Annotated in this window: 10 protein-coding genes, 1 pseudogene and 1 riboswitch; of the genes and pseudogenes, 5 read left to right on the top strand and 6 right to left on the bottom strand. The window is 49.8% G+C overall.

Annotated elements, in window-relative coordinates; translation table 11 throughout:
• The 5 genes and pseudogenes from BOW53_RS13005 to msbA form a co-directional block, all read right to left on the bottom strand.
• A pseudogene (locus BOW53_RS13005) lies at positions 1-126 on the bottom strand (IS3 family transposase); the annotation flags it as partial.
• 48 nt (positions 127-174) lie between these two features.
• A complete protein-coding gene (locus tag BOW53_RS01475) occupies positions 175-546 on the bottom strand; it encodes an FkbM family methyltransferase (RefSeq protein WP_078485749.1) in 372 nt (123 codons plus the stop codon).
• A 273-nt stretch (positions 547-819) separates the two neighbouring features.
• Positions 820-1,596, bottom strand: coding sequence for a glycosyltransferase family 2 protein (locus BOW53_RS01470; protein ID WP_078485748.1), 777 nt, complete (start codon positions 1,594-1,596; stop codon positions 820-822).
• Between the two features lie 48 nt (positions 1,597-1,644).
• A complete protein-coding gene (gene lpxL / locus BOW53_RS01465) occupies positions 1,645-2,562 on the bottom strand; it encodes an LpxL/LpxP family Kdo(2)-lipid IV(A) lauroyl/palmitoleoyl acyltransferase (RefSeq protein WP_078485747.1) in 918 nt (305 codons plus the stop codon).
• An 18-nt stretch (positions 2,563-2,580) separates the two neighbouring features.
• Entirely contained in the window at positions 2,581-4,311 is a 1,731-nt protein-coding gene (gene msbA / locus BOW53_RS01460) for a lipid A export permease/ATP-binding protein MsbA (RefSeq protein ID WP_078485746.1), read from the bottom strand.
• Positions 4,312-4,635: 324 nt separating this feature from the next.
• Between msbA and BOW53_RS01455 the strand changes: the two genes are divergently transcribed.
• From BOW53_RS01455 to waaA, 5 genes are all read left to right on the top strand, one after another.
• Positions 4,636-6,021, top strand: a complete 1,386-nt coding sequence (locus BOW53_RS01455) for a nucleotide sugar dehydrogenase (protein ID WP_078485745.1) — start codon at positions 4,636-4,638, stop codon at positions 6,019-6,021.
• A gap of 57 nt (positions 6,022-6,078) precedes the next feature.
• Positions 6,079-6,249, top strand: a complete 171-nt coding sequence (locus BOW53_RS01450; RefSeq protein WP_135606947.1) for a sugar phosphate nucleotidyltransferase — start codon at positions 6,079-6,081, stop codon at positions 6,247-6,249.
• A 7-nt stretch (positions 6,250-6,256) separates the two neighbouring features.
• The gene (locus BOW53_RS01445) at positions 6,257-6,817 is read left to right on the top strand and encodes a sugar transferase (RefSeq protein ID WP_078485752.1); all 561 of its coding nucleotides are present in this window, start codon (positions 6,257-6,259) and stop codon (positions 6,815-6,817) included.
• Between the two features lie 40 nt (positions 6,818-6,857).
• Positions 6,858-8,735: a polysaccharide biosynthesis protein gene (locus tag BOW53_RS01440; RefSeq protein WP_078485744.1), complete on the top strand. Its 1,878-nt coding sequence runs from the start codon at positions 6,858-6,860 to the stop codon at positions 8,733-8,735.
• A 432-nt stretch (positions 8,736-9,167) separates the two neighbouring features.
• Positions 9,168-10,442 carry a lipid IV(A) 3-deoxy-D-manno-octulosonic acid transferase gene (gene waaA, locus BOW53_RS01435; RefSeq protein WP_078485743.1) on the top strand — a complete coding sequence of 425 codons (1,275 nt, stop codon included), beginning with the start codon at positions 9,168-9,170 and terminating at the stop codon, positions 10,440-10,442.
• 190 nt (positions 10,443-10,632) lie between these two features.
• On the opposite strand, the gene BOW53_RS01430 is transcribed toward waaA, so the two are convergent.
• On the bottom strand, positions 10,633-11,298 hold the full coding sequence (locus BOW53_RS01430) for a protein-L-isoaspartate O-methyltransferase family protein (RefSeq protein ID WP_078485742.1): 666 nt from the start codon (positions 11,296-11,298) through the stop codon (positions 10,633-10,635).
• A gap of 179 nt (positions 11,299-11,477) precedes the next feature.
• Positions 11,478-11,569, top strand: a riboswitch (TPP riboswitch).
• Positions 11,570-11,616: the final 47 nt, after the last annotated feature.

The following is an 11,616-nucleotide window of genomic DNA, read 5'->3' as shown; positions in this document are numbered from 1 at the left end:
ACAGCCTACCTTGGCAGAAATCGATTGAATCGCTGCCCATTGTGAACTGTGCTGATCCTGCTGTTCCTGTAACATGCGGACCGCTCTTTCCCGGTACTCTGGGGAATATCTTCTTCCTCTAGTCATAAGGCCTATCCTCTCAAGCAGTAGACCCTCCGACAAACCCGGGGCGATTCAGCCTTCAACATCGAGTTTGAAGACGATGCATGAGGTGTTGATGTCATTGTCGGTAACGAGATTGTCAATCCTGATGGACTTTGTGCCTACGCGTTCTGTATTTGATGAGTCGTCCTGCGCGATTGATTCTATTGCGGTTGAGCCGCCACTCCAATCATTATTTATAAAGAATTCAGTATGTTCTTGAGGAGTGTCGGTAGCAAGCGCATTGATAACTGACATTTGGTTTCTGGATGGGTGAGCATGAATGCTCTTGTTTAAGTAAGGTACGAGATAAGGGTTGGCCTCTATGGCAAGGATTTTGGTCTCTGGGCTATAGATGGTAGAGAGGAAGCATTCCCCGTAGTTGACGCCTATGTCCAGTGCCAAGCTCGGTTTATTATTGTCAACGAAGTCGATCCAGAAGCGGCGGTTCCTTGCGTGTCGATTTCTCAGGAAGTCGAATAAAATCTTTTTTCTGGCACGGTAATCTCTGGGGTTTATGCATATTTCAATGCCCCCCTCTGGAATTGTTACAGTTTCAGGGAAAAAGATCCGTATTTGAGTAGTAATCTTGGAGAGAGCTTTATTTCCCTGATCACTTTTTCAAGCTGTTTTCCGAATGTCTTCAGTGCGGTCATATGTTTATATCGTTACTTGTTTTCAGGCAGTATTTTCAGTCTGTTTCTCTTTGGCAAAACGCTCCCACGTTTTTGCTAATCGCAAGAATCGCTGGTATGCGTATACAACGGATAATACCAAGCCATCCATTCCGCAAAGGAAATATCGTCTGAATATATATGCTTTGAAAAAAGTCATTGGAAAAACCGTCAAGAGCTCAAGCGTAGTTGGTGGCTTTGCCCGAATGCTTGAGGTCATATCCGTGTAACTGTTTATTTTTTCGGTAGCATGGCTCAAAGATGCAAAAGGATAGTGAATGACAAAGCCGTCCAGCTTTTTCACAAGTGCCTTGTCCACTACTACGGAATCATGGGAAGGGTGGTCTCTGAATCTGACCTTGGTGCGATCGTACAGGCGTACCCTACGCTTTGCTCTCTGCTTGCTGTGGCCCATCCTCGTGAACCAGAAGTCTCTCCAGCGCATGTTGAATGCGATGTCGTCGTTATGCAATGAGAGGTTTTTGATTTCATGCTGGAGTTCTTTCGAAAGAACTTCATCACCATCAAGATTCAGAACCCATGGGTTAGAGCATTGGTCTTCGGCAAAACGCTTTTGACGGCCATAACCTTCCCATTCATGATGTATCACTTTTGCGCCACACTGCTCAGCTATTTGAACAGATCTATCGGTACTTCCGGAATCAACGATCACGATCTCATCTGCCCATGAAACACTTTTAAGTGATTCTTCGAGTTTGTAATCTGCATTCTTTACAATATAAAACACAGAGAGTGGAACATGTTTATCGTCACTATGCATTTATCTGCCAATACTTGATAGAGGATGACTGTTTACAATAGTTGAAAATCAGTAGACGGGCATTTCGCCTTCCGGCCTTGTCTTGAAGCGTCTGTGTATCCAGAGATACTGCTCGGGCGCTTTGAGTATTGCTGATTCAAGTATCTCGTTCAGGCGCCGGTTATCGGCTTCGATACTTTCTCCTGGGAAATTATACAATGGTTGCAGTATATCGACACGATACCTGCCGGATTCAAGTTGATATGGGAAATAGGGTACAACAATAGCGCCTGTTGCCTTGGCAAAGCGTGTAGTTGCGGTTATTGTTGCCGCATCTACCCCGAAGAAGGGTGTGAATATACTATGCTTGGCGCCGTAATCCTGGTCAAATCCATAAAACACTGCCTTGCCCTGCTTGAGTGCCCTGATCATTGCGCGTGTATCGTTTCTTGGGAATACTGAATCCGAATGCTTCTCTCTGGATTCTCTTATCAGCTTGTCCATAACCGGATTCTTGAGTGGTCGGTACATGATGGCCATGCCGAATTCCAGCCCTATCGCATGGGCCCCGAGTTCAAGAGATGTCATGTGGGCAGAGAGTAGAATGACGCCTCTGCCGGTATCGAGTGCCTGTCTGAGGTGTTGGCTACCTTGAAATTCAACATGTGCCAATATTTCCTTGGGTGAACTCCACCAACTCATCGCCCCTTCAACCAGGCTAATGCCGAGATACTCATAATTTTTTGAAACCATTTTTTCGCGTTCCAGCTCAGTTTTTAACGGGAAGCAGAGTTCAATGTTCCGGCGCGCAATCTTCAGTCTGCGTCTTTGAAGCAATTTTATGATGCGGCCCAGCAGGCGTCCGGACCACAGTCTCGCGGGATGGGGAAGAAGGTGGATGAATTTTAACAGTGCCAATCCCGCCCATGTGGGCCAGAATTGGGGGCCGAGGAAGGATTTTTTTCCGCCAGTATTTTGGGTAGTCATTTTTGGATATAACCAGATTTATTCCTGCTCAGCAAACTGGATTTGGTAAAGCTTGCTATAGAGTCCATCTTGTTTAAGCAGTTCCAGGTGGGTTCCGCTCTCCACAATGGCGCCCTTGTCCAGGACTATGATCTTGTCTGCATGCTCAATGGTGGACAGACGATGGGCGATAATAATCGTGGTGCGGCCTTTTCTGAGCCGGTCCATGGCTTCCTGAATGAGCTGTTCAGATTCGGTATCCAGGGCAGATGTCGCTTCGTCCAGGATGAGTACTGGTGCGTCTTTAAGTAGCGCCCTGGCGATTGCAATCCGCTGTCGCTGTCCTCCAGAAAGTCGTACACCGTTGTCACCGATGATCGTATCCATTCCCTCCGGCATCTGCTCAATGAATTCAAGTGCATTTGCTGCGCGAGCAGCATCTACAATGTTGCTCTCATTAGCGCTTGCCGCTGCGCCATATGCAATGTTCGCTCGAATACTGTCGTTGAAAAGAACGACATCCTGGGAAACAAGGGAGATATGGGAGCGCAACTCGTTCAGGGGCAGTTTCTGGATATCAGTGCCTTCCAGGAGTATCTCGCCCTGAGACGGTGTATAGAACCTGGGTAGCAGGTTCGTGAGAGATGTCTTTCCACTCCCTGATGGGCCAACCAGGGCGATATTTTCTCCTGGATGAATGGCTATGGAAATGTCGCTGAGAACAGTTTCATCATGATTCGGGTAGGAGAATCCAACACTGCGGATAGAGAGGTGCCCGGCGATTTTCTCGGCTGACAGCCTTTTCTGACCCGCATCGTGTTCTGGTGGCTGGTCAAGCAGGGCGAAAACAGTGTCTGCAGCCGCGAGTCCCCTCTGAAGGTCGGAGTTAATGGCCGTAAGGCGCTTAAGGGGTGAAAGAGTGAGCGCGATTGCCGTGAAAAATGACATGAATTCACCGACCGTGAAATCCATTTTTGCTGCCAGGTAAGCCATCAGTGCGAGGCCTGTGACTGCAAATATCTGGATGACCTGGACATTGGCGGTGCTGACCGTAAGGTTTTTAACCCTGTATTGCCTGACCTTGTTGGCGGAGTTTTGTAGACGCTTTTTTTCGTACTCCTGGCCACCAAACAGTTTTACGATTCGATTGCCCTTGATGACCTCTTCAAGGACATGGGTCATCTCCCCCATGTATTGTTGCAGGGTACGGCTGATGCGGCGAAGCCGCGTGCTGATTAACCTCACCAGCAGAACAACGATCGGAACCAGGGCTAGAGCAATGGGGGCCAGTTTCCAGTTCAGGTAGATGGCCCATCCCAGGAGACCGGCGATTGCGATGGTGTCTCTTACCAGGACGACGAGTACTTTTGTGGCGGCGCCTGTCAGTTGTTCCACGTCAAATGTGATCTTGGACAAAGTAACGCCTGCGCTGTTGTTGTCATAGTAACTCGAAGGCAGAGTCAGCAGGCGATCGATCATTTGGCGGCGCAGATCGTAGACCACGTGAGTTGCAACACGCTCCATGGCCGTGCCGCTGATAAAGCCGGCTATGCCCCTGACTACGAAAAGAGTCACCAGCAGGAGTGGCATGAGGACTATCATCGTGGGGTCCTTGTCCACGAAGCTTCCATCAAGAAGTGGTTTCATCAGTGCCGCAACTACGGGCTCCGTGGTCGCTAAAACCACGGTTGCGATGATGGATACAGCGAAGATGATCTTGTGGGGCTTCACATAGTGAAGCAGGCGTCGGTATTGGTTGTATGATTCCATATATGCTGGCTAGGGCTGTAGGGGTGCTTGTTGTCAGGGTGTTTGAAGCGATTGGCGAGCCGTTTAGACCGGTTATCGTACTAAGACCATAGTAGGTTGCCAAGTTGGTGTTTATGGGTTGGCGTGACCCGGTGATGTTGCTATAGAAATTATTAATAGATCCTGGTTGGTTTGGATGGCCGCATGATGGTTTGCAGGGGGAGATTTGTGAAAACGTAGCGCGCACAGCGCTCCTGTGGCTGGTAAAATCCCGGTGCAGGGTGCTGACGCCTCGCGCAGGCGACAACAGCTTCTATTATCCATTCAATAAAGACGAAATTGGATATGAAAAAAATTGCGGTTATCGGGTTGGGCTATGTGGGCTTGCCACTTGCGGCACTGTGCGCGAAAAAAGGCTTTTCCGTTGTCGGGCTGGAATCCCGGCGTGAAGTTGTCGATGTTCTAGCTTCCGGGGATAGCCACATCAAGGATGCTGCCGTGGAAAGGCTCCTGGCCGAAGCCAATAGCTCAGGTAACTTTTATCCGACAGCTGTTATTGAAGAAATAGCCGGTTGCGAGATATTTCTTATATGTGTATCGACCCCGGTGGATGGTGATCGGGAGCCGAACCTTCAGCCTTTGATCGGTGCTCTTGAAAGTATTTCCCCTTATGTCAAAAGGGGGGATTTGATTGTCATTGAATCGACGGTTTTCCCGGGTACCTGCGAGCAGATTGTGCTCCCGATTCTCGAGCAGGGTACAGGTATGAAGGCTGGAACAGATTTCCAGCTTGCCCATTGCCCTGAGCGTGTCAATCTGGGCGATCTGTTTTGGACGACGGAGAACATTCCGAGAGTGGTCGGCGCTATAACTGAAAGCGGCGCAAGGCAGGCAGCCGAGTTTTATGCCTCGATATTGGGTGGCCAGTTATTCGATGTCCGCGAGATAAGAAAGAACCTCAGGCCGAAATTCGCCCTTGTGCCGGATGGCTATTCAGTTAAGCAGATTCCACTTGGGAGCGTGACCATGATGCGCTCGATCCGGGATGCCGAAGCAGTTAAGGCAATGGAGAATACCGTCCGGGATGTGAATATTGCATTCGTGAATGAATTGGCGAAAATCAGTGATGTTCTGGACCTGGATGTGGTGGATATCATTGATGGCATGGCAACCAAACCTTTCGGTAAAGGTCCTTTCTTCCCCGGTGTTGGTGTTGGGGGTCACTGCATCGCTGTGGACCCGGAATGGCTAAAAACGGCCTCTAAGAAAGCTGGTTATATGCCCGAGATAATACAACTGTCGAGGATGACCAATAATGGCATGCCGGGTTACACGGTCTCTCTTCTTCAGGATGCACTGAATGACCGAGGATATCCTGTCAAAGGCACCAGGGTCGCCTTGCTGGGAGTGGCTTATAAACGAAACGTGGACGACCTGCGCGAGTCTCCATTTTATGGAGTACGCGAGTTGCTGGAGAAGAAAGGCGCAGTCCTTGCTGTCTATGACAGTTGGGTTGAGAGTGAAAACACGGTCTCCTCGCTAGTATCAGCCCTTTCGGGTGCAAAGGCGATTTTAATTGTTACTGATCACGATGATGTGGTTTCCGAACTGCATGAGCAAGATTTACGGAAGCACGGAATCGAGGTGGTAATAGATGGTCGTAACTGTCTTGATGCTGAGAGGGTAATCAATCAGGGTGTCTTATATCGGGGTATTGGTAGAAGATCATGATTCCCGCATTAGGGATATGCCATAGTTTATCCGGCAGCCTGGGTGAGGGAAGAGAAAATGACGGGCACAGATATAGGACGAGTGACCAATCCGGGGAAAGCGGTGATTCTTGCCGGTGGTAGCGGGATGCGCCTTTGGTCTATCACCCGTTTGCATTTGCCAAGGCAGTTTCTCAGGCTGGAGGGAAACAAGACATTACCGGGGCATTTCATGTCCAAGGCGGAATGAGTTGATTTTGAAGCGGCTGTTCGACCTGTTATTGGCGATAAGTGTGGGGGCTCTCTTCATCGTTCCCATGATCATTCTGGCGCTGCTTGTGCGGCTGACATCCAAAGGCCCCGCCCTTTACTGGTCGGATAGGGTTGGTCGACACAATAATATCTTCAGTATGCCTAAGTTCAGAACCATGCATGTTGATACGCCTGCTTTCGCAACTCATCTATTGGAGGATGCGGATGCTTATGTAACGCCAGTCGGCTCTTTTCTGCGACGAACAAGCCTCGATGAATTGCCGCAGATATGGAGTATCATGCATGGAGATATGAGTTTTGTTGGTCCAAGGCCTGCACTGTACAATCAGGACGATCTAATCGCTTTGCGAACTGAATATGGTGTACATGAACTCGTGCCTGGGCTTACCGGGTGGGCCCAGGTGAACGGACGAGATGAATTGCCCATTCCTGAGAAGGTGAAACTGGATGTAGAGTATCTACGCCGTAGGTCTTTTCGGTTCGATCTGTATATACTTTGGCTGACAGCATTAAAGGTGCTTCATCGAGAGGGAGTATCACACTGATATCACTTCCTGCCATTTATTCGAAATGAACGCTTAAGATATGGTGAAAATCCGCTCAAGGGAGGCCGCACTTATCCATGACCTGCTCATGGTCCCGGTCGCATGGGCCTTGGCGTACTGGTTCAGGTTTAATCTCGAGTCGCCGACCCTCGAAGGGTATCGTGATGGTGCCGAGGCCCTGCTGGTGGTTTTGCCTGTTCAGCTGACTGCTTTTGTCCTTTTTGGCTTATACCGGGGGATTTGGCGCTTTGCCTCGCTGCCAGATATTTTCCGCATAATAAAGGCAGTGATTTTTGGGGTTCTCGTTAGTACAACGCTGCTGTTCCTTTTGAGCAGAGGAGACGGTCTGCCCAGGGCTGTGCCGGTCTTATATGCTCTTTTTCTTCTAGTGCTCCTGGGGGGGGCGCGTCTTTTGTACCGATGGCTGAAAGACCGCCATATCTACCTTCGTGCAGGCAAGCGGGTCCTTATAGTAGGTGCAGGTGTGGCCGGGGAGATGCTGGTCCGGGATCTGCTCAAAAACACCAAAGGAGAGTCCTATCTTCCGATTGCCTTTGTCGACGACAAGCCGAGGATCCTGGGAAGAGATATTCATGGTGTGCCGGTTGTGGGCAAGAGCTCAGAAATTCCAGTGATTGTCGACAGGTTTGAAATTGACTTGATTATGCTCGCGGTCCCATCTGCAGATTCCAGGCAGATGCAGCAAATTGTGGAGCAGTGTGAGAATTCAGGGGTGCCTTTCAGATCAGTGCCCGAGTTGAGGGACCTGGTGTCCGGAAGTGTCAGAATCAATGAGCTACGGGAGGTCTGTATCGATGATCTACTCGGACGGAAGCAGGTCGCGTTAGACTGGCCTGTCATTCACGCAAACCTCTCGGGCAAGAGTGTTCTGGTAACTGGAAGTGGTGGATCAATCGGCTCCGAGCTGTGCAGGCAAATCTCAAAACTTGAGCCAAGCAGGCTGATCCTGGTGGACGCCAGTGAATTCAATCTTTATTTGATCGAAATGGATCTGAAGCGGCAGTATCCACATCTCGATGTTTGTTATCAACTGGGAGATGTGACAGATAGGTCGTTCATAAATAAGGTTTTTGAGACATATAAGCCCCAGGTTGTTTTTCATGCGGCTGCCTACAAGCATGTACCGATGCTTGAGTCACAAATTCGTCAAGCTTTAAAAAACAATGTATTGGGAACCCAGTATGTTGCAGAGGCCTCAGATAGGTTTGGAGTGGACCAATTTGTCCTGATGTCGACGGACAAGGCGGTCAACCCGGCCAATATTATGGGTGCGAGTAAGCGTGCAGCGGAAATTTTTTGCCAAAACCTGAATGTCAGATCTGAAACGAATTACATTACAGTTCGCTTTGGTAATGTTCTTGGTTCCGCCGGAAGCGTGATCCCGCTTTTTCACAAGCAGATAGCTGCAGGCGGTCCCGTTACCGTGACTGATCCGCGAATGGAAAGGTTTTTTATGACAATTTCCGAAGCGTGTCAGTTGATTCTGCAGACTGTTGTAATAGGTAAGGGTGGTGAGATATTCGTTCTGGATATGGGGGAGCCAGTTAAAATCAACTATCTTGCTGAGCAGATGATACGACTTTCCGGAAAGGAGCCTGGGCGGGACATAGATATTGTTTACACGGGTTTAAGGGCTGGAGAGAAGTTGTTTGAAGAGCTTTTTCATGAAAAGGAGGAATTGGAGAGGACGATTCATGAAAAGGTTTTTCTTGCCAAGTTCAGGCATGTGGACTGGGATTGGCTGGGCCAGAAAATTGATGACTTAAACACGGCGTGCGACTCGATGGACAATGAAAAACTGGCTGATCTGTTGGGTCAGCTTGTCCCGGAATATGAAGTAGAGACCGAAACCAAGGCTGAGGTAAAAGGCGCGGATATCGTCTACCTGAAAACATAGATATTGATTTCTCACATCTTCTCAACCATCTGCTCCGCTTGTTGCATGTACCTTGATATGAACCGGGCATCTTTCTTCCGCATTGAGGCGTAATAGCGGTTCTGTAATTTGGCGCGGGCCTCGTGGCGCCAGTTCCTGCATTCCATGCTGATGCTGCCGGTGTGATCTGTATTCAACGCGTTGTTGGTAGAATCGCTTTCAGTTCATGAAGGCATCCTGTCCGTATCGGATACCGTATAATCCATCTTCCCGCCGGAAGGGTATTTCTTCATGCCTGCGTCAGCAGGTTCGGAAACTGTTTTTTTTGCTCGAATGCATTAAAACCACGGCGAGCGGTTGATGTGACCTGGTTAATCTAAATATTCAGATGCTTGCTGGAAGCTGGTAATCTACCGTGACTAGTGAGCTTTCCCTTTTGCATTGTTGAGCAATATGCATTTTATCTACTCCTTCATTCTTCTGATAAGTCTGCCGTTTTTTCTTTTACGCCTGTTGTTGCGTGGCGTGCGCTCGCCAGCTTATCTGAAGAGGTGGAAAGAGCGCCTGGGATATTACGATGCAATTGACGTGAAGAATAGTATTTGGATTCACTCGGTTTCGGTGGGCGAGGCCCAGGCAGCCGAACCAATGGTGCGCCAACTGCAGGAGCGATATCCGGATGTGCCGATTGTAATCACTACAACCACACCAACGGGCTCTGACAGGGTCAAAAAGCTGTTTGGCGAATCGGTTTACCACGCCTATTTTCCCTACGATCTCCCATTTTCCATTAATGTTTTTCTAAGAAGAACCAATCCTTGTCTGCTGGTCATGATGGAGACGGAGATTTGGCCAAATCTTTTGGCTATCTGTGAAAAAAAACAGATCCCAACGATACTTGCCAATGCAAGGCTTTCCGAAAAATCAGCCAGGGGTTATTCGCGGTTTGGGACTTTCGCGAGAAAGACATTCGGGCGTATCGGTACTGTTGCTGCACAGGCGCCCGCCGATGCGGAGCGTTTCCTTGGGCTGGGCGTACCGACAGATGCCGTTCGGGTGACAGGAAGCGTCAAGTTCGATATTCGAATGCCTGCCAGTCTATATGAACAGGCTGATGTGCTGCGCAGGTGGTGGGGAGAGCGGCCCATATGGGTGGCAGCCAGTACACATAATGGAGAAGATGAACTGGTACTCGAGGCCCATAGACAGGTTTGTGAGGTATGCCAGGATGCCCTGCTGGTTCTTGTGCCTCGTCATCCAGAGCGTTTTGACCGTGTGGCGGATCTCAGCAGAAAGAGTGGATTCAACGTCAGCAGGCGCTCTTTGAATGAACCGTGTGAGAGCAGCGTGGATGTTTTCCTCGGGGATACCATGGGGGAACTGCCGCTCTTTCTTGCGGCTTCCGATGCGGCTTTTGTGGGGGGCAGCCTGGTGCCGACAGGGGGGCATAACGTACTGGAACCGGCTGCACTGGGGGTGCCGGTGGCTTTTGGTCCCTCTATGTACAACTTCTCTATAATCAGCCAGCAGCTGTTATTGGAAAAGGCCGCGGTTCAAGTTGCCGATGAAATCGAATTGGCAGAGATTATGACTGAATGGCTGAGTGATGCCAGTGAGCGGGCGCGCATTGGTGAAAAAGGCCGGGCTGTTGTTGAGGCTAACAGGGGCGCGCTTGACAGGCTGATGGTTGTTATAGAGGAGCAGCTGACAGAGGGCGCATGTGGCTAAGGCTAAGGCTGCCGGAGCATGCGGGCTTCAGGCAACACTCAGAGAGCACTGGCTGCCACCGGTGCTTTAATGTCCTTGCGTATCTGAAACCCTGGGGTAGAGGTTTCCCCAGCCGGGGATGCTGCTAGCCGATTATTGGTGCATCAGCGGTAAGCAAGCCTCTGGGCGGGCAAGCCTGGGTGCATCTGTATCAGAAGGTGAACTTCTCACGCTGGGGAGCATTTTTCAGAGGCGCAAGTTCAGTTTCGAACAGGGCCTCGGTGCGCCAGGCATCTTTACTGATGCGGGTGACCAGGTTGGCCTCCATGGGGTCGGCATCGCCGGTTACGACGAACATGCGGCCACCGACTTTCTGAAGCTGTTTCAGGTAGTCGTCCAGCACCGGTAGTGAGCCGGTTATGGCGATCACATCAAAGGGAGCACCTTGGATACTTGGTTGTTGCAAGCCATCATCGTTGCGTAAATCCACGTTTTTTATATTTTGCTCGGATAGGCGTTTGGAGGCTTGTTCATACAGTGTTTCATCGATTTCAAAACTGATGACACTGGCGGCCAGTTTGCTGAGACAGGCGGTGAGAAAACCGCTGCCGGTTCCAATTTCCAGGACCTTGTCACTCTCCTTGATGTTCAGTGCCTGGAGTAGTCGTGCCTCGATTTTCGGGGCCATCATCTGCTGGTCCGAACTGATGGGAATTTCCGTATCGGTGTAAGCCAGGTTCTTGTACTCCTCGGGCACGAAAGCGTCTCTCGGCAGTACTTCAAGCGTATCGATAACCCGCTGATCGACGACTTCCCAGGGGCGGATCTGTTGCTGGACCATGTTGAATCGGGCTTTTTCGAGGTTTGCTGCAACCATTGTTCTTACCTGAATCGCTTCAATCTGACTTAAAAGAGCGGATTAGCGTACGCAGTTTGGGTCTTTCAGGCAAGTATTCTGTATTTATTGTGGAATTAATTCTGGCGTATTTTGATCTTTATGGTTGATTTACCTGACTAATTTGGTTAGTTTTAGTCCATTCCCAAGATGCGTGAGCATCTGCGAGCTAGGGGTGACCATTTTGGGCTGAGATACACCCTTTGCACCTGATCCGGTTAATGCTGGCGGAGGAAAGCTGCGGGAGCCGTAACTCTTTGATCGGACTGTCTTTTCCTTCCTGAATAGAGGGCCCAAGGC

The sequence above is a fragment of the Solemya velesiana gill symbiont genome (assembly GCF_002020805.1).
Lineage (GTDB): Bacteria > Pseudomonadota > Gammaproteobacteria > Chromatiales > Chromatiaceae > Sedimenticola_A.
Note: the sequence above shows the minus strand (reverse complement) of the source record. Positions and strands in the feature narration are given on the sequence as shown.